This window comes from uncultured Tateyamaria sp. (assembly GCF_947503385.1).
In the GTDB taxonomy this organism is placed as follows: Bacteria; Pseudomonadota; Alphaproteobacteria; order Rhodobacterales; family Rhodobacteraceae; genus Tateyamaria.
The window spans coordinates 57142-77408 of the sequence record NZ_CANNDO010000001.1 but is presented as its reverse complement, the minus strand read 5'-3'; the positions used below and the strand labels follow the sequence as shown (position 1 = coordinate 77408).

Below are 20267 nucleotides of genomic sequence, written 5' to 3'. Positions count from 1 at the left end.
GATCAGGTCGCGGCATCCTTCCATCGGGCCGACAGGGTGCGCAGGGCGTTTGCAAGCATCAACAGGTCCAGCCCGGTGGCGACAAACCGCGCCCCCCAGTCGAGGACATCCTGCGTGAATTCCGGCGTGGTGGCCAACACACCGGGGGCTTTGCCCGCCGCCTCAATGCGCTGGAAAGCATCCTTGATCGTGGCCTGCACGTCGGGGTGGGTGAGTTGACCCATATGCCCCATATCGGCGGACAGGTCCGCCGGGCCGATGAACACGCCGTCGATGCCGTCCACGGCGAGGATCGCGTCAAGATTGGCAATGCCGGCACGGTTTTCGACCTGAATGAGCAGACAAATCTGGTCATCGGCGGTGGGGCCATAGTCGGTGATGGATCCGAACCGGCTGCACCGCGCGCCGGAATAGCCGACCCCGCGCGCGCCCGTGGGTGGATAGCGGACGGCATCCACCAGTTGCTGCGCCTGCTGAGCGGTTTCAACCATGGGCACGAGGACGGTTTGCGCACCGGCGTCAAGCACTTGCTTGATGATCCAGGTTTCGCCCACAGGGACCCGGACGGCGGCGTGGCTGTCTGAGGATTCCAGAGCCATTAACTGCATCCGCATCTTGGAGATATCGTAGGGTGTGTGTTCACCGTCGATCAGCAGCCAGTCAAACCCTGCGGTGCCCGCAATTTCCGTGGCCAACGGATCACCGAGAGAGAGCCAGCAGCCGATGACGGTGCGGCCTGACGTAATAGCGGCCTTGAACGGGTTTATGGGGGCTGGCATGGCGATCTCCTTTGGGTCTTGGCGCACCATACGCCGCTTTGGTTCCGTGGCTACTGTCGAATTGAGGCGCATACGCGCCACACAGTTTTAGACATCCGCTTTCAGCGGATGGGATTGCCTCCGGCGGTGGTATTTTTGGTCAGAAGAAGATCAGAGGACTTTGATCACGTCCTTTTCCACTGCCAGCATGTAACCGCGGCGGGCGATGTTCTTGACCAGAAGTTCGCTGACGATCTGGTTGCCGAGCGTGTCGCGCAGACGTTTGATGCGCGTGGCACCGGCAGCCTCTTCGCAGTCGGCGGCGCACCGGCCCGAGATCATCCCTTCGATTTCGGAGCCGGACAGGACGTCGTCATCCATGCGGGCCTCGGCGAGGATCGACATGGTTTCCATCGCCGCGTCGGTGAGTTTGAAACCGAGGTTGTTGAGGAAGACAGTGTTTTCCTCGCGACTGATCAGCAGCGAATTGACCTGAATTCCCACCCGTTCAATCTGGGCCATGCGCCGGTTGAAGCCCACCAGCAGGATCAGGAAGACTAGCGCCGCGATCATCATGCCGGTGGCAAACACCAGCAACACAAAGATCACCAGCCGGTAACTGGCCAATGTGTCTGCAAATGCGGTGCCGGATTGGGCGAGGATTTCCAGCAGCTTGATTTCGGCCTGTCCGGTGAGATCTGCGTTTTCGATGAACATCGCCTCGACACGTGCGTCGAATGCGCCGCTGTCGGGCAGGGTCAGGAACAGCAACAGTGCCGCCGCGATCAGCAATGCAAGGATGCTGCCGATGCCGATGGCTACCAGACGGCCTCCGGTGCGGCGAATGTCAGAAGCGGAGGTAGTATTGTCCTGCACTGTCTTTCCTTTGATCGAGACCTTCGGGACCAAACACGGACTGGACCTGCAACAGGGTCCAGCCTTGGGCTGTCAGGCGTGGTGCCAGTTCGCGGGTGGCGGACCCCGTATCGCAGGCTCCGCCGATTTGCGCGACCCCGTAGTGCAGGCGCAGGGGGGCGTCCTTCTTGGCCTTGTATTCGGCGTAGCATTGGGCCTGTGCGGTGCCGGCGCAGGCCAGCGCGATGAGGAGGGAGAGGGCAAAGCGTGTCATGGCACCAAATTGCGGCGGGTTGCCGGGATATTCAATAACATAAGGGCCTTGACCGGTCTGATATCCGATAACAGAGGCCTGTTATTGCCTGTCTGAGGGGGATGGCCCCAGCTTGGGATCACCAGCGAATACGTCACGGCTCGCACACCCAAAAGACAAGGACCTCTCTCATGATCTTGCGTATACAGAAACATGTCATTGCCACCATCGCCGCTGTTGCGATTGCGGTTACCGGATTTTCAGCCGCCCCGGCGCGGGCGGGTGATGATGAAGCCGCCGCCGCGATTGCCGCGTTGCTTGGTTTGGCCGTCATCGGTGCGGTGATTGCCGACAAACGCAAGGACAAGAAAGAACGGCGCGAAGTGTCGCGGCCCCGTGATCCCCGGCCCCTGCCGCCCCGCGTCAGCCGCAAACTGTTGCCGCAGGAATGCCTGCGCAGCTTTCACACCGATCACGGCAAGCGCCGGATCTTTGGGCAGCGGTGTCTGCGCCACAATTATGGGTTTGTGAACAGTTTGCCGCGTCAATGTCATCGTGAGTTCTACACGGATCGCGGATGGCGCCAAGGGTACAGCGCGCGCTGCCTGAATCGTCACGGATACCAGTTGGCCCGCCGGTAAGAGCGGGCAGGCGGGCCGCCTTGTCCCCAAACTTGCGGTCCAACTGAGAAAGAGCGGTGTTCGGGCACCGCTCTTTTTTCTGTGGACGGTGCTTGTGGTTGTGGGTGGGATCAGAGTTTTATGCCTCCGGCGGGGATTTTTTGGGGACAAAGACGGGCGATGCCGGATCTTGCATTTGAATTGGAGATCGGCGGGCGTGTCGCTGGGGTCGATGAGGTTGGGCGCGGGCCGCTGGCCGGGCCGGTGACCGCCGCAGCGGTTGTGCTGGATCTGGCACATGTGCCCGAGGGTCTCGATGATTCCAAGAAGCTGAGCGCCAAGCGGCGCAATGCATTGTGGGACGAGATTCTGGCTTTTGCGGATGTGTCGGTGGCGCACGCGTCGGTGGGCGAGATTGACCGGTTCAACATTCTGCGCGCCTCGCATCTGGCAATGGTGCGGGCGGTGGCGGGGCTGTCGGTGCCGCCCGATCACGTGTTGGTGGACGGACGCCACGTGCCCAGCGGCCTGCGCTGTCCGGCGACGCCGTTGATCAAGGGAGACACCCGTTCGGTCAGTATTTCGGCGGCCTCAATTGTGGCCAAAATATGTCGCGACCGGATCATGGTGGATTTGGCGCAACAGCATCCCGGTTATGGCTGGGAGACAAACATGGGATATCCGTCAAAAAGCCACAGATTGGCGCTTGAGAAACTTGGCGTAACCCCATGGCATAGAGTTTCGTTCAAGCCGGTCCACAACATCTTGTATCAAGAAAAATTCTCAACTGATTGATTCAAAAAAGAAATTGACCACGAATCGCCTCTGACTCATCTTGGGGTCAACCAACGAGCGCACAAGCGCCGGGGACAGAGGCAGACGATGACGAAACATGTAAAGGGCGCCGAGGCGCTTCCCTTGAACCAAATTCTTGCTGGCGATTGCATTGAACTGATGCAGTCTTTGCCTGCGAATTCGATCGACCTGATCTTTGCGGATCCACCCTATAACCTGCAGCTCAAGGGCGATTTGCACCGCCCGGACAATTCCAAAGTGGATGCGGTCGACGACCATTGGGACCAGTTCAATTCGTTCCGGGCCTATGACGAGTTCACCACGGCGTGGCTCAAGGCGGCGCGGCGCTTGCTCAAGCCTGATGGGGCGATCTGGGTTATCGGCAGCTATCACAATATCTTCCGCGTCGGCTCTGCGTTGCAAAACGAAGGGTTCTGGATCCTGAACGACGTGGTGTGGCGCAAATCAAACCCGATGCCCAATTTCCGCGGCAAGCGGTTCACCAACGCGCATGAGACGATGATTTGGGCGGGCAAGTCCGAGACATCAAAGTACACGTTCAACTACGAAGCGCTCAAGGCGCTGAACGAGGGCATTCAGATGCGCAGCGACTGGGTTCTGCCGATCTGCACTGGTCACGAACGGCTCAAGGACGCGGCGGGTGACAAGGCGCACCCGACACAAAAGCCCGAGAGCCTGCTGCACCGGGTGCTGGTCGGATCGACCAATCCCGGCGACGTGGTGCTGGACCCGTTCTTTGGCACCGGCACAACCGGAGCCGTGGCCAAGATGCTGGGCCGCGAATTCATCGGGATTGAGCGCGAAGAAACCTATCGCAAGGTGGCCGAAGCGCGCCTTGCCAAGATCCGCAAGTTCGACAAGGAGGCACTGACCGTGTCCGCCTCCAAGCGCGCCGAGCCGCGCGTGCCCTTTGGCCAATTGGTCGAACGCGGCATGTTGCGCCCGGGCGAAGAGCTTTATTCCATGAACAAGCGTCACAAGGCCAAGGTGCGCGCCGACGGCACGCTGATCGGGGACGACATCAAGGGGTCGATCCATCAGGTTGGTGCCCATCTGGAAAACGCGCCCAGCTGCAATGGCTGGACCTACTGGTGCTTCAAACGCGATGGCAAGACTGTGCCCATCGACGTGCTGCGCCAGCAAATCCGGGCCGAAATGCACGACTAGACATTTACGAAACACCGCCAGGTGCCTGCGGCCTTACCCAAGGCTATGCCATGGGCACTGCAACTCAGGCCCCGCCAGATTTGGCGGGGCTTTTTTTGTTCATCGACACTACATTGGGACTGGCAGTCGCAAAAAGGCGCACAGGATGGTTGATCTCAGCACCACTCGCTTTCCGGTTAGACGGTCCACAGAAGAGGCGGAAGTGCCCACCCACCGCCACGCGCAAGAGGCGCTGGCGCGCAACAAACGCGAAGGGATGGACCTTGCCGTCAAGGCGCGCATTGGGGCGCTGTCGGCCACGGCAGTGCTGTTGGTGTTTCTGAACCCGAACTGGGATGTGCTGTGGTATCATGCCTTGCTGTTGGCGCTGGTGTTTGTCGGGCTGGCGCAGCGGCGGGTGGGGCGTGTCGGTCAATCGCGCGCCGAACTGGCGCTGCTCTTTGCCGATCTGGTGCTGATGACTGCGGCGCTGCTGATACCCAATCCATTTTCGACCGAGGCGATTCCTACGGCGATGATCTTTCGATTCGAGGTTTTTCAGTACTTCACGATCATCCTTGCGGCGGGGGTTCTGACCTATTCATGGCGTACCATAATCGCGATCGGCAACTGGACTGCGGCGCTTTGGCTGCTGGGTGCGGCCTGCGTCTGGCTGTTCGGACGGACATATCCGGAATTGGGCGTGGCGATGCAATCGGTGTTCCCGGGCAATCCCGATCTTGCGCATCTCTTCGACCCCAATTCGGTCAACTGGGATTTGCGGATTCAAGAGGTCATCGTGTTCTTTATCGTGGCGGCGATCCTTGCCGTGGCCGTGCGCCGCTATCAGATGCTGGTCCTCGACAGTGCCGAAATGGCGCGCGAGCGGACCAATCTGGCCCGCTATTTTTCGCCGTCGATGGTCGATGAACTGTCGACCAAGGACGAACCGCTGGGCCAAATTCGCAGTCACGACGCGGCGGTGCTCTTTGTGGATATTGTCGGGTTCACCACCTATTCCGACGGTCGATCCGCGCAGGAGGTGATCGCGACGCTACGCGCCTTTCATGCCCGGATGGAGAGCGAGGTATTCGCCCATGGTGGGACATTGGACAAATATCTGGGTGACGGGCTCATGGCGACATTTGGCACGCCCTTGCCATTGCCGGGTGACGCCAAACGCGCCTTGGCCTGTGTGCGGGCGATGGCCGACCGGATGGAGGCGTTGAACACCGAGCGCCGCGCCGATGGCCTGCCCGAGATTGACGCGCGGTTCGGGCTGCATTTCGGTACGGTCGTGCTGGGCGATATCGGGGCCAACCGGCTGGAATTCGCGGTTCTGGGCGACACGGTGAACGTGGCCAGCCGGCTTGAGGCGATGACGCGCGCGCTGGATGTGCGTGCGGTGGTCAGCGATGCCGTGATCAATGCGGCGGGTGACAACACGGGACTGCGCCGGGCCGCCGATCAACCGGTGCGCGGCGTCGCCGATCCGGTGTCTGTCTGGGTACTGGATTAGCCACCAATTGATACGGATCAGGGCGCGCCCCCGTCAGACCTGCCATCCTGTCTACGTCAACACATGGGAGAGGCGACATGAAACACTTGATCACACTTGCGGCTTTGCTCTTGCCGGCGGCTGTGGACGCGCAGGATCTCGAACGGGGGGAACAGCTGTTCTGGATGCATTGTGCGGCGTGCCACGGGACCGAAGGGCGCGGCGACGGACCTATGGCACCGGCCATGCTGGTGCAGCCGCGGAACCTGACCGTTCTGGCTGCAGAAAACGACTTTGTCTTTCCGACCGAACGTGTGATCCGTCGTATCGACGGCACCGACCCGCTGGTCAGCCACGGGTCCGAGATGCCGGTCTACGGGCCATTCTTTGCGGTGGATGACACGCCGACCAAGACCGAAACCGGGCAGCCCATTATGACCTCGTCCCCGGTGGTTGATCTGGTGGCCTATCTCAAGACGTTGCAGGCAGACGACTAGGGCGCGTCCGCCTTTGGGTCTTCGAGCAACTCAACCTCGACAAAGGCGCATTCAAAGTCGTTGCCGTTGATCACGTCGTGCTCCACCCCCAGCGTGCGGTAGTAGGGCACGCCGTTCTGCATCTGCGCCGTGGTGCGTTCGCCGTTGCCCAGATCAATCTCGAGTGTGCCGTCAAACAGGGGGATCACCACGTAGTCATAGGCGTGGCGGTGCCAGCCCGTGTTGTCCCCGCGCTTGGCAAAGCGCCACTCGGTGACGCGCACCCGGTCATTGTCGATCCGGATGGTGGGGGTTGCGGTGCCTGCGGTGGAACACATGGCAGGCTATCGTGGCAGAGGGTTGGCGGCCTTGTTGTAGGCAGACCAGTCGGTGATCTCGGGATAGTACATCTCGCGCCATTTGCGCACGCGCGGGTTCATCACGCGCCGCCACAGGGACGGGATCATCGCCGCAATGGTCATCACCGGATAGCCATAGGGCAATTGCGGCGCCTCATCGGCGGAATAGGTCTGCAAGATGGGAAAGCGGCGGTCGGGTTTGTAGTGGTGGTCGGAATGGCGTTGCAGGTTGATCAGCAGCCAGTTTGACGCCCGTTGCGCGGCATTCCACGAATGGCGCGGCTGGACGTGTTCGTATTTGCCTTCGCCCAGATGTTTGCGGGTCAGCCCGTAATGTTCGACGTAGTTCACCAGTTCCAGCTGCCAGATGGCAACACCCGCCTGAAGGAGGAACAGGCCAATCCCGGCCCATCCACCCAAGACAAAGGCCAGCACAAGGCACGCGGCTTGCAGCGCGGCATATTTCCAGAAGGGGTTCGATTTGTCTGTCGCGGGCAGGTTCTTGCGCGCCAGCATCGCCTTTTCCGCGCCCAGTGCGCTCAGGAAACACTGTTTCAGGACGCGCGGGTAAAAGCGGTAAAAGCTTTCGCCCATGCGCGCCGTGACCGGATCGCGCGGGGTCGCGACATAGCGGTGATGCACCAGCAGATGTTCAGACCGGAAATGGGAATACAGCACCATCGCCAGCAGCACGTCCGCCATCCAGCGCTCCAGCCTGTTCTTCTGGTGCATCAGTTCGTGCGAATAGTTGATGCCGACCGTCCCGGTGATCACGCCAACGCCAAAGAAAACGGCGATTTTTTCCACGGTGTTCAGGTGCTCTGCCGGAGCCACGTACCAGATCAGGCCGAACAACATCAGGAATTGCAGCGGTGCCCACGCCACGGTGATGGCCCGATACCAGAACATGTCGTCTTCGGACGTCTCAAGATCGGCGTTGTCGGTGTTTAAGCCAATTGCCAGATCAAGAAGCGAAAACAGGTACCATGTCACCACCGGCAGCAACAGCACCGTCCAGCCGCCATAGGCCGCGCTGATAAAGGCCAGCGGCAGCAGCAGGAGGGACATCCAGAAGGGCAGCGCGTTCTGAAAACGGGCGACCTGTTGTGGGGGCAGGATCATGGTGTGGTCCTTTTGGGTTTTGCGCACGGTGCCTGTGTAACGGGGTGCCGTGCGACCTGCCAAGTGTGACGCTGCGCGCATCGCTTCATTTTCGGGTGAGATCAAAGGCCTTGCGCATCACCGTGGGCAGGTCCGAGGGGCTGAACCGTTCATGCGGGACAAAATGGCCGCGATCCGGGTCTGCCGTCATCGGCAGCGCTGCAATCATCACGTCCAGCATCAGGTGAAAATGCGTGAATGTGTGCCTGACTTCGCCGGGCACCATGCGCCAATCGGCATCCACGGGCGGTGCAGTGGGCCGCGCGCCGGTGGCCGCCACCCAGTCCGATCCGGGCCAGCCCAACATGCCGCCCAGCAATCCCTTGTCAGGCCGCGTTTCCAGCAACCACGCACCGTCCACGCGCTGGCCGATATAGACGGTGCCGTGGCGCACCGGCTTGGCCTGTTTGGGCGTCTTTTTCGGCAAATCTTGCGCGGTGCCTGCCACCCGCGCCGCACAGGGGGCGTGCCACGGGCAAATGCCGCAGGCGGGTGATTTGGGCGAACAGATTGTAGCGCCCAGGTCCATGACCGCCTGCGCATAGTCTCCGGGCCGCTCTGCCGGTGTCAGCGCTTCGGCGTGGGCGGTCAGGATCGGTTTGGCGGCGGGCAGGGGTGTGTGTTCGTCGTGCAAGCGCGCCATCACCCGCTCAACATTGCCGTCCACCACCACATGAGGCAGGTCAAATGCGATGGAGGCGATGGCCCCGGCGGTATAGGGCCCGATCCCCGGTAGCCTCAGAAGCGCCGCGTGATCCGCCGGAAACGCGCCGCCATGCTCTTTGACCACAACGCGCGCGCATTTCAGCAGGTTGCGGGCGCGGGCGTAATACCCAAGCCCCGCCCACGCGGCCATGACATCGGCATCTTCGGCAGCGGCCAGATCGCTTACTGTGGGCCACCGGGTGATGAAGGCGCGAAAATACGCTGTCACCGCCGCCACGGTGGTCTGTTGCAGCATGATTTCGCTCATCCAGACGGCATATGGATCGGGCCGCACACCGGCGGCCTTGTCGGCAGGTGGCACGCGCCACGGCATTTTGCGCGCGTGCACATCGTACCAGCCCAGCAATTCGGCGGACAAGTCACGCACGTGTTATGTTCCTTCCGGTCGTCATGGCTGGTGCCTGCCCCCACATCCGCTATGTTCACAACTGAGTGACAGGGAACATAGCCATGGCCACGCGCCGCGCCACAACATTCGGGTTCAAACGGACAGCAAACCTGCTGACCGGACAAATCCGGTCGGCCAGCGCGGCCAAGGGGTTTGCCCAAAGCCGTTTGCTCACCCAATGGGCCGAAGTGGCGGGACCCGACGTCGCCGCGATCTCGCGCCCGGTCGAGGTCAGTTATGGCCGTGGGGGCATGGGGGCGACACTGACCCTGCTGACCACGGGCGCGCAGGCGCCGATGCTCGAAATGCAAAAGGAACAGCTGCGCGACAAGGTCAACGCCGTCTATGGCTACAACGCCATTGCGCGCATCCGCATCACCCAAACCGCCGCCACCGGATTTGCCGAAGGGCAGGTGGCCTTTGACCGCCCCGCGCCCGAAGCGCCCAAGGCACCGCCAAAACCCACGCCCGCCGCCACTGATCTGGCCGCGCCGGTCGAGGATGGCGACCTGAGGGCCGCGCTGGAACGGCTGGGCACGAACATTCTGAACAAATCGCATGAAGGACAACGCTCATGACACGTTTTCTGGTGCCCCTCGTGGCCATCGCCGTCGGCATCGGCGGGTATTACCTGTGGAGCAGCATGGGCGCAGGCCCGTCCCCGCAGCAACAGGCGCAAGCGGAACAACTGCTGGGTGCGGCCAATGCGCAAACCACAGGCGAGGATATCGACACGTCTTCGGTGATTGAAATGCAGTTGGGCAACCCGGACGCGCCCGTTACCGTCATCGAATACGCAAGCTACACCTGCCCGCACTGCGCGCGTTTCCACGAAGGCGCGTACAAGCAGCTCAAGGCGGACTATATCGACACGGACAAGATCAACTTTATCTACCGCGAGGTTTATTTTGACCGCTTTGGCCTCTGGGCGTCGGCCATTGCGCGCTGCGCGGGCACACCCGAAAGCTTCTTTGGTATCACCAATATGCTTTACGCCACGCAGGCCGAATGGAGCCGTGCAGGTGGCGGCGACCCGTCGGCCATTGTCGAAGAGTTGCGCAAGGTCGGGCGTCTGGCCGGTCTTGGCAATGACGCACTCGAAGGGTGCCTGCAAGACGGTGACAACCTGCGCACGCTTGTTGCGTGGTATCAGCAGAACGCCGAGACCGATGGCATCAGTTCCACGCCCAGCTTTGTCATCAACGGGACCACGTATAACAACATGGCCTATGATGAGATGAAGCGCCTGATCGACGACGCCGCAGGCAGCTGATCGCGCGTCACATTACCGAGAAACGCCCGCCCCCTGCGCGGGCGTTTTTTTATGGCGCAGGCAGCGTATCCAGCGCCCGGTCCAGCACATCCGCATCCAAGATGGACAATCGGACAGGCAGAGTGATCACCTTGCCGCGATCCCTTGGTGCAAGGCGCGCGGCGTCTTTTTCGGTTGTGACCAGTTGCGCACCCAGTGTGCGGGCCTCGGTTTCCAGCCGTCCAAGCAGGGCGGATGACAGCGGTTCGTGATCACCCAGTGCTTCGGTGCGGACAACATCTGCGCCCAGATTGCGCAGGGTGGCAAAAAACTTGTCCGGTCGCCCGATCCCGGCAAAGGCAAGGTAGCGCCCATCGCCCCAGTCCATCCCGGTTTGCAACGGTGTGATTTCTGCCCTGATCCTTGGCGGTGCCTGTGCCGGTATCTGGCTGTCAAACGCGGCCTGCGCGGCGGCATCCCCGATGCTCAGCAACAGGTCGGCCCGGCCAAGGCCCACCTGCACCGGTTCGCGCAGTGGACCTGCGGGCAGGCACAGACCGTTGCCAAACCCGACCTCCGCATCAACCACCACGACGGACAGGTCCTGTGCCAGCGCGGGGTTTTGGAACCCGTCGTCAAGGATGATCACCGTGGCACCTGCATCCACCGCAGCCTTGGCACCGGCGTGGCGATCCCGCGCAACCCACGTGCGGGCAAAGGCCGAAAGCAGCAGCGGCTCGTCCCCGACCTGCGCGGCGCGGTGGCGCGTCGGGTCCACCTCCAGCGGTCCCGCCTCGGACCCGCCATAGCCACGGCTGACGATATGGGGCTGGTGAAACCGGTCGCGCAACCGTTCGGCCAGCGCAATGACCGTTGGCGTCTTGCCCGTGCCGCCTGCCGACAGGTTGCCGACGCACATAACGGGCACACCGACACGCGCATATGGCCCGTGTGCCAGCCGCCGCGCCGTCGCACGGGCATAGAGCGCGCCAAGCGGCGACAACGCGCGTGCGCGCAGGTCAGGCGACGACGTGTACCAAAAGCCGGGCGCGCGCATCACGCGTGTTCCTTGGCAATGCGGTCAAGCTGGTTCTGGATGCGGGATACAATACGGTCGAGGCTGTGCGCCCCTTCGGTCAACACGTCCCAGCCCGCCATCGCCATCTGCGCGGCCCGGTCCGGTGCCACCATCTGCGATACGGCAAGGCCGAGGCTGCTGGCGTCATTGATGATCCGCGCGCCTCCGGCGGTCAGCAACCGCTTGTAGGCGTCACTGTGGGTGGGCACGTATGGCCCGTAGACAATCGCGGTGCCATGCGCTGCCGCGGTGTAGGGATCGGTGTCCTCGGTTTCGGGCCCCAGCGATCCGCCCAGAAAGGCAACGGGCGAAACGCGCAGCCACAGACCCAGTTCATCCACGGCATCCGCGACCAGCACCTGCGCGTGATCGTCGGGAAAGGTGCCGTCGGACCACAGCGTGGCATTCAACCCCCGGCTGGCGGCCACATTCGTCACGCGGGGCACGGTCTCCGGGTCGGAAACCAGCAGGATGAGCAACAACCGGTGTGCGACTTTCAGAGCCTGCCGATGCGCGGCCAGCACGGTTGCAACCTCGTCGGCATGGACGTGGGCGGCGAGCCAAGTGGGCCTGCCACGCAGGGCTTCGGTCACTTCGGCCACGTCGCTGTCATGGGCGGGCAGCGTGTGACCAAAGGGGCGCAGAGGGCTTGCCAGTTCGATCTCGGTGATCGGGCGTCCCAGTTGCACCAAACGGGCAAAGGCGGGTTGCGACCGCGCCATGACCACGTCGAATTGCGCCAGCAGGCGTCGGGGCACCTCGGGCAACCACCTGTTGCGGCGGCGGTCAAACCCATCTTGGGCGGCATCGACCAAAATCATATGCGCGCCGCTTGCCTTGGCGGCCAGTACGATGTTCGGACGCATCCCGCCCCATGTCCACACAACGATATCGGGCTTCCAATGGGCAATGAATGCGTCGGCCACCTCTGGATGATCGCTGTCGATATGTTGGCGCAGGATGCCGTCGTCCGGGCCACCCGGCGGTGCAACCGGCGTGCCGGTCAGCAGCACCGCGCATTCCGGGCGCAGCGCCACCAGCCGCAGGGCGACATCCGTTATCGCCCGTCCGTTGCCCTCTTCGCCCGCGTGAATCCAGACCAGCTCGCCCTTGGGACGTGGGGTGGGCGGGGTAAAGGGCGGTGCCGTTTTGCGGCCCGACAGGGTCCGGTACGCGGTCAGCCCAAGTGATCCTCGGGTCGCAGATTTCAGCCCAGTTCCTCCGTTGCGGTGGCGGCGTTTTCTTCGTCGCGCAGCCGGTGGAGATGGGCGATGTAGTAGCGCATGTGGGCATTGTCGACGGTGCGCTGCGCCTCGGCTTTCCACGCGTTATACGCCGTCTCGTAGTCGGGAAAAATGCCGACCACATGCAGATCGTCCACGTCTTTGAACACGTTTTTCGACGGATCGACGAGTTCGCCGCCAAAGACCAGATGCAGGCGCTGGGTCATAAAAGGGATCCTTTTCGCTGGGGGCGGTGTGTGTCCCGTCGCAGTTTGCGCATCTGCCGGGCAGGGTCAAGAAACGCCGGGCACAAGGCCCGACAGCATCGCGGCGTGCAGGTCGGGTTCCGCGGCAACAACACCGTTCAGCAACGCACCTTCGGTGTTGAACCGCAACGGCGCACCCGCACGGTCCGTGACCGACCCGCCTGCCTCGGTCACGATCAGGGCCCCTGCGGCGATATCCCATTCCCACGACGGGCGCAGCGTCAGCATCCCCTCGAACCGGCCCTGTCCGACCAGTGCAAGCCGATACGCCAGCGACGGGCGATAGTGGCGGTCGCTGGCCGGGCGTCCACCGGGCCAGTTGCCGTCGTCGAAATTGGGTTTGGCCGCCAGCACGTGCGGCGGGGCATGTGTCCGGGTCACGCGCACAGGCGCATCGTTCAGGGTGGCCCCGCGCCCATGGCCCGCAGCATATAGCTTGTCGCGCAGAGGCAGGTGGATCGCGGCCGCTGTGACTTCGCCCCGATGCGCCACGGCAATCGAGATGGCCCATGTCCGCGACCCTTCGACAAAGCTGCGCGTGCCGTCGATGGGATCGACAATAAACACCGTGTCCCGGCTCAGGCGGCGGTCATCGTCTTCCGTTTCTTCGGACAACCAGCCGTAGTCTGGGCGCGCCGCCAACAGGGTGTTGCGCAGATAGGTGTCCACGGCCAGATCGGCCTCGGTCACGGGGCCTGCGCCATCCGCCTTGTCCCAGCGCCGTGCAGAGGGTCCGGCAAAGCTGGTGGCGATGCGCCCCGCCACACGCGCGGCGTGGGTCAACAGGGGCAGGTCACTGGCCGGCAAGGGTCATGCCTGACACCAAAAGCGATGGGACAACGCGGCTCAGATGCGTGCGCGCGTCATTGGCGGGAACGATCCGGCGCAGCATCTCGGGCAGGCTGCCCGCGATGGTGCATTCGTTCACAGGATAGGCGATTGCGCCGTTCTCGACCCAATGGCCCGCCGCGCCGCGGGAATAGTCGCCGGTGTTGGGGTTGATGGTCGAACCAATCATCGAGGTCACGAGCAATCCGGTGCCCATGTCCTGGATCAGGTCGGCGCGGGTGGCTGTGCCTTGGTCCAGCGCGACGTTCCATGTGCTGGGGCTGGGCGGCGCGGATGTGCCGCGCGCGGCATTCCCGGTCGAGGCCATGCCCAGCTTGCGCGCTGTGGCCAGATCCAGCGTCCAGCCCGTCAATCGACCGTCTTCGACAATCGCGCGGCGCTGCGTCGGCAGCCCTTCGGCATCAAAGGGGCGGCTGCCAGAGGCCCGTGGACGGTGCGGGTCTTCGATCAAAGTCATGCCGTCAGGCAGCACCTGTTCCCCCAAACGGTCGCGCAGCCAAGATGCGCCGCGCGACACGCTGCTGCCATTTGCTGCAACCAGCAAATGTCCAATCAGGCTGGCGGCGATCCGTTCGTCAAAGAGGACGGGATAGGCGCCGGTGGGCGGTTTGCGCGCGCCGTGGCGGGCGACGGCGCGTTCTGCGGCCTCCAGCCCGATTTCTTCGGGGGTGCGCAGGTCGCTCTGAAAGATACGGCTGTCGCCGCTGTAATCGCGTTCCATGCCGGTGCCGGTGCCCGCAATGGCCACGCAACTGGTGCCCCGATCCGTGCGCCGGTAGCCGCCGGAAAAGCCGTTTGTCGCGGCAAGCCAGACGTCCCGGCTGCTGTAGGCTGCCGTGCTTTGCTGAACCTGTGTAACGCCATCGACTGTGCGCGCGGCCGCCTCGGCGGCCAGTGCGTCCGCCTGCAACGCCTCCGGCGACGGCTCGGGCGCGGGGTCGTGCAGTTCCAGCCCCTGCGCGTCGCGTCGGTCGGTCAGCGCGCCGGGGTCGGCAAGACCCGCATACGGGTCTTCGGGGGCCTCGCGGGCCATCGCCACGGCGCGGGCCGCCATCTCTTCGATGGTGCGGGCGGAGGCGTCAGAGGTCGACACATTCGCTTGCCGCTGGCCCACGAACACCCGCAGGCCCAGATCAATCGCTTCGGCGCGTTCGGCCTGTTCCAAGGCCCCCTCGCGGACGTCGACGGATGTCGACACGCCCTGCACGACCATCGCGTCGGCGGCATCGGCCCCCGCCGCGCGTGCTGCGGTCAACATCTGTTCGGTGAGGTCGGGAAGGACGGTCATGCGCTGCTCCGTTTGGTTGCGCATGACCTAGCCGTGTGGGCCCCCCGCTTCAAGTGGCGCCTCAGCGCAGGCGCTGCCCGTTGGCCAGCACGTGGCCTTCGTCGTTCACCTCGATCTTGGACTTGAGTGTATCTTCACCCTCGCCGGGCACCGCAAACAGACCCATCATCATGCGTGTGCCCATCGCCTGATCCTCGGGCACCAGACCCATGGCGACCAGCTTGTCCAGCAGGCCATTGCCGCCCACCAGCGACAGGTTCACCGCACCCTTGGGTCGCGGCAGGCCGTCAAATGTCACCAGATCGCTGTTGTCAAAGACAAAGTCGCCCGCGCCGGTCAACTTGGCCCCCAGCGCGTCCAGTTCCAGCGCGTTCAGGGTCAGCGCGTTCAACTCGCCCGGTGCGGTGTCGGACTGCTCCAGCACGGCGGCCTGTTCCGGGTCGAGGAAATCGAACAGCACCTTGGCCTTGCCTGACAGGTCCACGATCAACGTGGCCGGGTCGCGCGGCAATTGGCCCGCAGCATCAAACAGACCCCAAAGCGCGTCCGACATGGTGAATTCGTCAAACCCGATGGCAAGGCCAAATTCCTGCTCTTCGTCGGATTTTTGCAAGGGCACCAGCAGGTTTGTGGACACCTCTGCCGCCGTCAGCGAGATCGGAAGCGGCAGTTCGGTCATCAGCATGTTCAGGTTCACACCGCGCTGCGCCACGTCATAGGTCAGACCGCCCGGTGCCATCGCCACGCGCAGCGTGCCTCCGTCGGATGCGGTGTTGATCGTGCCGCCCCCGTCCGGACCGTTAAAGGTCAGATCGTACCCGCCCTTGGTGGACGTAAATGTGCCGTCAAAGGCAAATCCACCGTCGAGCATTGCGTTCAGGTCCTGCATATCCACATCCATCGGCAGATCACCGGACCCTTCAAAGCTCAGCCCCTCCATCGCGCCGGTCATCTTGAATGTGCCGTCGCCCTTGGGGTCTTCAAAGAAGACATCATAGGTCAGCGCGCTGGCCGACATTGTCTGGGACAGGGTGCGTACGTCTCCGACTTGGTTGGACATGGTATAGGCCACGTCGCTTGCCACCATCGACATCCGCGCGATCTCGTCCGTGAGGATCACGCCAGACACTTCCACCCCATCAAGCGCCACGTCCACCTGCGCGGCGGTGTAGTCATAGGTCACGTCGCCCACGGCTCCCGTGGCGGTCATCACCGGTGCGGTCTGGGTGGAGGTCATCGTCAGCTCGATCTCGTCGGCATCCTCCTCGGGGGCGATGGTGATATCGAACGCAGTCACTTCGGACAGCGCGATCGACACAGACCCGTCGCTGTTTTCCGTGAACACGATCTCGCCCATGCGCACGTCCACCTTTCCGTCAGCGGCATCTTCGCCCAATGCGACCGACATGGAGACATCCGAGGCGGTCAGAACACCGGACGCGCTGGTCTCTGATGCGGTCACTGCATAGCCGGTGCTGGTCATGTAGCTTTTCCAGTCTTCCCAGACCTCGACGGCAGTCAGGTCGGCAAAAGCTGCGGCGGGCAGGACCAGCGCAATGGCGGTGGACGCAGTCAACACTTGGGGAAAACGGGTCATGGGCAGGGAATCCTTTGGTCAAATGGCTGGCCGTATGGTCCGGCAGGCTACTGGGCGCGTCAAGTCGCATCGCTGGACCTCGCACGGATCAGGACGTAAGCGGTCAGTGACATGATTTGAAGAAAGGCAGGCAGACGATGATCGAAATTTCTCAGGACGGTCCCGTCACCACCCTCACCCTGACCCGCGCGGACAAGGCCAATGCCCTGACCGCCGACATGCTGTCCGATCTGGCCGACGCGGTTGCGGCGGCGACAGAGGCGCAGGCGCTGATCCTGACCGGCGCAGGCAAGGTGTTCAGCGCGGGCATGGACCTTGAGGCCGCACAAAGCGGTCTGGCCACCGCGCCGGTGTGGGAACGTCTGTCGGGGGCGATTGCCGATTTTCGCGGGCTGAGTGTGGCCGCGCTCAACGGGACGGTTGCGGGCGGGGCGATGGGTATGGTTTTGGCCTGTGACCTGCGTATTGCCGTGCCGGAGGCCAAGGTTTTTTATCCCGTGATGAAGCTGGGGTTTTTGCCGCAGCCCAGCGATCCGGGTCGCCTCGCGGCCCTCGTGGGACCCGCACGGGCCAAACTGATCCTGATGGCAGGCCAAAAGATCACCGCTTCGCAGGCGCTGGCATTTGGCCTTTTGGACGAGGTCGTGGCCGATGGCGACGTTATGGCCCGTGCGCGCAGTCTCGTGGCCGACACTGTTGCGGCGACACCCGCACATGCCCGGGCCATCAAGGCGCTGTGTTCCGCCCATGGCACAACGAGCCGGTAGTGCGCGTGGTTGATCCGTGCTATGCTTCTCTGGGGAGTTGTATATGGCGCGCGATACTTACATCATACGCCCGAAAAAACCGGCGCGTCCCGCGCCAACACCCCTGACTCATCAGGAAAAAATTCAGCTGATCGCCCGGCATGTGCTTCAGGATGTCGCCCGCCGCATCCATGCGCGCCCGTCCCGCCCGCGCCCGCACGAACCCTGACGCCCGGACCCTACCGCTTGCGCCGCCCACCCGGGACCTTTGACAAAAAGCCCGGCGGGCGTTTCGCCACCCAAGCAAAGAATTTGGACAGCCGCGGATGGGCCCGCAACGCCTCTGGCGTGGCGTAGTCGCGCGCCAGTTCCGCCTCGGTCAGCGTCGCGTGAACCTCGCGATGGCAGATGTGCGGTATTAGGTAGCAAGCGCAACACGCATAACATGTTGGATTCCTGTATTGAATCCCCATGACCCGCAGATATTTCCGCCCGCTCAAACCTAAGACCGTAATTGATACCCTGCACTACGTTCGACAGGAGATGGTGCGCGAGGATCAGGAGGGCCTAGAACACGTAGACGCTTTGTTGCGGATGTATGGTGCGGAACCCATGGCGCTCAATATGCCCCGCAAGACACCAAAAGACTTTGCCAAAGGCGAGTTGCGGCGGATGGTGCTGGAAGCGCTCAGGGGTGGGCCAAAAACGGGCGCTGAGATTGCGCGCGCCGTAAACGCACAAAAGACCAACATAGAATACAAGCGGGTCTACAAAAGGGTTTATATCTGCCTTTGGGGGCTTAAGCGACAAGGCTTGGTTGCAAATATACGACAGCACTGGGAGGCGAGCATTCCGACTAATTCGGCTTGACACTCAAATGAAAATTTCACAAAAGCCGGTAATTTTGTGCGGAGGTCATGTGGATTATCATTACAATCAGATGGGCGGTTATCGCGTTACGGATGCCCCTAACTTCCTGAAAAACTGTGAAGACTTTTCCAAACTTCACGCAAAAGAAGTTCTCAAGATTGCAATAACTTCCGAAAAAATGCAGAGGCGCATTTCGCGTGGCTTCCGGGTTCAGTTTGGTCAGTTGTTTGGGGTGATCTCAACCGGCGCCATTTTTGCAACCTCCGCCCATCGTGGACTGAAACGCCCGATGCTGGTCAATGGCAACAACGAAGCGCATCTCGATAAGTTTGCGTTGATCCTGAATCCAAAGCATGATGCCCGCTTCGGCGGAAGCATAGAAAAAGGCGAGGTCGAACGCATTTCTGCACCATCTGGTAGGGTTTTTGCTATATACTTGTCGCCAAACAAGATGGAAGGCGAGTTTCCAGAGGTAGATATGTGGATTGAGCACTGGACCTGGATAGCAGCCAGCCCCGACGATCCCGAAATGCCGCTAGACTACATGGAGAGATACGACACGCCTTGTGTGTGGACAAAAAATCAATAAAAGACGAGCAGCCGGGAGAGAAAAGTGACTGATAGATATTACGCCGATGACCTTGTCGGGCTGGAATTTGAGTCGTTCCAGCCCATCGCATATTTTGACAAGCATATGGATTCCATCCGTGTCTTCACGCGCGACTGTAGCGTAACTGAGGTGCGTTTTAATGGAGCCGTTACGCTCCATCAGAACAATGATTTTGGCCATGACGGAGAGCCTCTGTACGTTGGTTTTACAATCAAAGGGATCAAGTTCTTGCTTGAACGGGCGGGCTTGCCGCAAGAGGGCGTCGTTGAGCTGTCTGATATTGTGAATCGGCTTGTTAAGATTGACCCGGCGTCCACAATGGCCGCTGCGATCCAACTTGCGTTTTCCTACACGAAGGCAACCGCGCAAGACCGCCACTTGAAAGTGGATTTCAGCGAAGCGGCCTAAGTGGCTCGCTGCCAATATCCCTTCCAACGACGGCTGACTGGGTGCTCCAGAGCGGCATTGGTAGCGGCCAAAAACTGCTCACCATTGCTGATCCGGCGATTATCTTCACGCCACGCCATTTCAAGTGCGTAGGCATCCAGATATTGCCCCGAGATATGGTGATGGGTACCGACCTCTGCGCGCCGCAGGCGGGAAAAGAAGCTTTCCGCTTGATTGGTGTTGCTATCATCGGTCGAATATGCGCGCTTGTGATTGATGCGTTTTGTCAGATAACGCATGTGGAGCGCGTCCCAATGGCTCGCCTCATCAGCATGAATAGTGGCTGACGTGGCAACACATCTGTTGATGCTGGCAACCCCCTCGCCTTCGGCTTTGTGAACGAAAGTCAGAGTGCGCCCCCGACGCTCGCGAGCAACCACGACAACTCGCCGCTTCCCCGTCTGATACTTGTTGCGTCGTCGGTCGATCCGATCCTTCGCTTCGTTTTTGGGGCGGATGTGGCCCCCGAAGTACGCACCATCTACTTCAACTTCACCATCCAGCGGCGAGTTGTCTGATTGAGCCGCGCCAATGGCTTCTCGAATTTTATGGGCAAGTACGAAAGCGGTTTTGTACTGCACGTCTAAATCACGGCTCAGTTGGAGGGCGGCGTATCCCTTCGCTCCGTTCACAAAAATCGCGATAGCAAGAAGGTAGTCGCGAACCGGAAGTTTACGGCTGGCAAAGATCGTGCCAGAAGTGACCGAAAACTGATGCTGGCATTCACGTGTCTTGCACTTGAACTTCTTGCGCGTCCGCATGTTGTAGGCTCCGACGCAGCCACAACGGGGGCATGCTGGCTCGCCATCTGTTTCAACCCAACGAAGGCGGCAAAACGCATCATACGCCTCGTCGTCGCTCATTCTGGCCACTTTGGCCAGTGAAAGCGTGCGCGCTTGCGAGGATATGAGAAAGTGTTGTGTCATGCCAATGCTTTTCGTTGACATTACACATATGTATTGAAATGAGTGAGTTCAACACTTTT

General features: G+C 61.7%; 24 protein-coding genes and 1 pseudogene. 11 read left to right on the top strand and 14 right to left on the bottom strand.

Annotation, left to right across the window (positions count from 1 at the left end; translation table 11 throughout):
* Nucleotides 1-2 precede the first annotated feature (2 nt).
* From Q1A85_RS00415 to Q1A85_RS00405, 3 genes are all read right to left on the bottom strand, one after another.
* Nucleotides 3-779 (bottom strand): HpcH/HpaI aldolase/citrate lyase family protein, encoded by a 777-nt coding sequence (locus tag Q1A85_RS00415; protein WP_299683927.1) that lies wholly within the window; start codon nucleotides 777-779, stop codon nucleotides 3-5.
* Nucleotides 780-929: 150 nt separating this feature from the next.
* A complete protein-coding gene (locus Q1A85_RS00410) occupies nucleotides 930-1634 on the bottom strand; it encodes a hypothetical protein (protein ID WP_299683925.1) in 705 nt (234 codons plus the stop codon).
* A complete protein-coding gene (locus Q1A85_RS00405; RefSeq protein ID WP_299683923.1) occupies nucleotides 1606-1887 on the bottom strand; it encodes a hypothetical protein in 282 nt (93 codons plus the stop codon). Before Q1A85_RS00405 ends, Q1A85_RS00410 begins: the two co-directional genes overlap by 29 nt.
* A 170-nt stretch (nucleotides 1888-2057) precedes the next feature.
* Here Q1A85_RS00405 and Q1A85_RS00400 point away from each other — a divergent pair, with 170 nt between their 5' ends.
* The 5 genes from Q1A85_RS00400 (at nucleotide 2058) to Q1A85_RS00380 (ending at nucleotide 6443) form a co-directional block, all read left to right on the top strand.
* Nucleotides 2058-2507 carry a hypothetical protein gene (locus tag Q1A85_RS00400; protein WP_299683921.1) on the top strand — a complete coding sequence of 150 codons (450 nt, stop codon included), beginning with the start codon at nucleotides 2058-2060 and terminating at the stop codon, nucleotides 2505-2507.
* 159 nt (nucleotides 2508-2666) lie between these two features.
* Nucleotides 2667-3281: a ribonuclease HII gene (locus tag Q1A85_RS00395; protein ID WP_299683919.1), complete on the top strand. Its 615-nt coding sequence runs from the start codon at nucleotides 2667-2669 to the stop codon at nucleotides 3279-3281.
* An 87-nt stretch (nucleotides 3282-3368) separates the two neighbouring features.
* A complete protein-coding gene (locus Q1A85_RS00390) occupies nucleotides 3369-4469 on the top strand; it encodes a site-specific DNA-methyltransferase (RefSeq protein WP_299683917.1) in 1101 nt (366 codons plus the stop codon).
* Nucleotides 4470-4614: 145 nt separating this feature from the next.
* Nucleotides 4615-5967, top strand: coding sequence for an adenylate/guanylate cyclase domain-containing protein (locus Q1A85_RS00385; RefSeq protein ID WP_299683915.1), 1353 nt, complete (start codon nucleotides 4615-4617; stop codon nucleotides 5965-5967).
* A 77-nt stretch (nucleotides 5968-6044) separates the two neighbouring features.
* Nucleotides 6045-6443, top strand: coding sequence for a cytochrome c (locus tag Q1A85_RS00380; RefSeq protein WP_299683913.1), 399 nt, complete (start codon nucleotides 6045-6047; stop codon nucleotides 6441-6443).
* Here Q1A85_RS00380 and Q1A85_RS00375 read toward each other — a convergent pair.
* The 3 genes from Q1A85_RS00375 to mutY form a co-directional block, all read right to left on the bottom strand.
* Nucleotides 6440-6760: a cupin domain-containing protein gene (locus Q1A85_RS00375; protein ID WP_299683911.1), complete on the bottom strand. Its 321-nt coding sequence runs from the start codon at nucleotides 6758-6760 to the stop codon at nucleotides 6440-6442. The genes Q1A85_RS00380 and Q1A85_RS00375 overlap by 4 nt on opposite strands.
* A gap of 6 nt (nucleotides 6761-6766) precedes the next feature.
* Nucleotides 6767-7903: an alkane 1-monooxygenase gene (locus Q1A85_RS00370; protein ID WP_299683909.1), complete on the bottom strand. Its 1137-nt coding sequence runs from the start codon at nucleotides 7901-7903 to the stop codon at nucleotides 6767-6769.
* 85 nt (nucleotides 7904-7988) lie between these two features.
* Complete coding sequence (gene mutY, locus Q1A85_RS00365) at nucleotides 7989-9035, bottom strand: A/G-specific adenine glycosylase (protein ID WP_299683907.1); 1047 nt, start codon at nucleotides 9033-9035, stop codon at nucleotides 7989-7991.
* A gap of 83 nt (nucleotides 9036-9118) precedes the next feature.
* Between mutY and Q1A85_RS00360 the strand changes: the two genes are divergently transcribed.
* Entirely contained in the window at nucleotides 9119-9634 is a 516-nt protein-coding gene (locus tag Q1A85_RS00360; protein ID WP_299683905.1) for a DciA family protein, read from the top strand.
* Nucleotides 9631-10329 carry a DsbA family protein gene (locus Q1A85_RS00355; RefSeq protein ID WP_299683903.1) on the top strand — a complete coding sequence of 233 codons (699 nt, stop codon included), beginning with the start codon at nucleotides 9631-9633 and terminating at the stop codon, nucleotides 10327-10329. Before Q1A85_RS00360 ends, Q1A85_RS00355 begins: the two co-directional genes overlap by 4 nt.
* 49 nt (nucleotides 10330-10378) lie before the next feature.
* Here Q1A85_RS00355 and lpxK read toward each other — a convergent pair whose 3' ends face one another.
* From lpxK to Q1A85_RS00325, 6 genes are all read right to left on the bottom strand, one after another.
* Nucleotides 10379-11365 (bottom strand): tetraacyldisaccharide 4'-kinase, encoded by a 987-nt coding sequence (gene lpxK, locus Q1A85_RS00350; protein WP_299686318.1) that lies wholly within the window; start codon nucleotides 11363-11365, stop codon nucleotides 10379-10381.
* On the bottom strand, nucleotides 11365-12711 hold the full coding sequence (locus tag Q1A85_RS00345) for a glycosyltransferase N-terminal domain-containing protein (protein WP_299683901.1): 1347 nt from the start codon (nucleotides 12709-12711) through the stop codon (nucleotides 11365-11367). Before Q1A85_RS00345 ends, lpxK begins: the two co-directional genes overlap by 1 nt.
* Nucleotides 12594-12836, bottom strand: a complete 243-nt coding sequence (locus Q1A85_RS00340) for a DUF4170 domain-containing protein (RefSeq protein ID WP_299683899.1) — start codon at nucleotides 12834-12836, stop codon at nucleotides 12594-12596. The genes Q1A85_RS00345 and Q1A85_RS00340 overlap by 118 nt, the downstream gene beginning before the upstream one ends.
* A gap of 66 nt (nucleotides 12837-12902) precedes the next feature.
* On the bottom strand, nucleotides 12903-13682 hold the full coding sequence (locus Q1A85_RS00335; protein WP_299683897.1) for a 3'(2'),5'-bisphosphate nucleotidase CysQ: 780 nt from the start codon (nucleotides 13680-13682) through the stop codon (nucleotides 12903-12905).
* Nucleotides 13669-15012, bottom strand: coding sequence for a TldD/PmbA family protein (locus Q1A85_RS00330; protein ID WP_299683895.1), 1344 nt, complete (start codon nucleotides 15010-15012; stop codon nucleotides 13669-13671). The genes Q1A85_RS00335 and Q1A85_RS00330 overlap by 14 nt, the downstream gene beginning before the upstream one ends.
* Nucleotides 15013-15073: 61 nt before the next feature.
* On the bottom strand, nucleotides 15074-16609 hold the full coding sequence (locus tag Q1A85_RS00325) for a DUF2125 domain-containing protein (protein ID WP_299683893.1): 1536 nt from the start codon (nucleotides 16607-16609) through the stop codon (nucleotides 15074-15076).
* A 137-nt stretch (nucleotides 16610-16746) separates the two neighbouring features.
* Here Q1A85_RS00325 and Q1A85_RS00320 point away from each other — a divergent pair, with 137 nt between their 5' ends.
* Nucleotides 16747-17376 (top strand): enoyl-CoA hydratase/isomerase family protein, encoded by a 630-nt coding sequence (locus tag Q1A85_RS00320; protein WP_299683891.1) that lies wholly within the window; start codon nucleotides 16747-16749, stop codon nucleotides 17374-17376.
* A gap of 218 nt (nucleotides 17377-17594) precedes the next feature.
* Here Q1A85_RS00320 and Q1A85_RS00315 read toward each other — a convergent pair.
* A pseudogene (locus Q1A85_RS00315) lies at nucleotides 17595-17765 on the bottom strand (HNH endonuclease); the annotation flags it as partial.
* Nucleotides 17766-17826: 61 nt separating this feature from the next.
* Between Q1A85_RS00315 and Q1A85_RS00310 the strand changes: the two are divergent.
* The 3 genes from Q1A85_RS00310 to Q1A85_RS00300 are packed head-to-tail and all read left to right on the top strand — an operon-like array spanning nucleotide 17827 to nucleotide 19243.
* Nucleotides 17827-18225, top strand: a complete 399-nt coding sequence (locus Q1A85_RS00310; protein WP_299683889.1) for a hypothetical protein — start codon at nucleotides 17827-17829, stop codon at nucleotides 18223-18225.
* A gap of 49 nt (nucleotides 18226-18274) precedes the next feature.
* Nucleotides 18275-18814 carry a hypothetical protein gene (locus Q1A85_RS00305; protein WP_299683887.1) on the top strand — a complete coding sequence of 180 codons (540 nt, stop codon included), beginning with the start codon at nucleotides 18275-18277 and terminating at the stop codon, nucleotides 18812-18814.
* A 24-nt stretch (nucleotides 18815-18838) separates the two neighbouring features.
* A complete protein-coding gene (locus Q1A85_RS00300; RefSeq protein ID WP_299683885.1) occupies nucleotides 18839-19243 on the top strand; it encodes a hypothetical protein in 405 nt (134 codons plus the stop codon).
* On the opposite strand, the gene Q1A85_RS00295 is transcribed toward Q1A85_RS00300, so the two are convergent.
* Nucleotides 19240-20208: an IS1595 family transposase gene (locus tag Q1A85_RS00295; RefSeq protein ID WP_299683883.1), complete on the bottom strand. Its 969-nt coding sequence runs from the start codon at nucleotides 20206-20208 to the stop codon at nucleotides 19240-19242. The genes Q1A85_RS00300 and Q1A85_RS00295 overlap by 4 nt on opposite strands.
* Nucleotides 20209-20267: the final 59 nt, after the last annotated feature.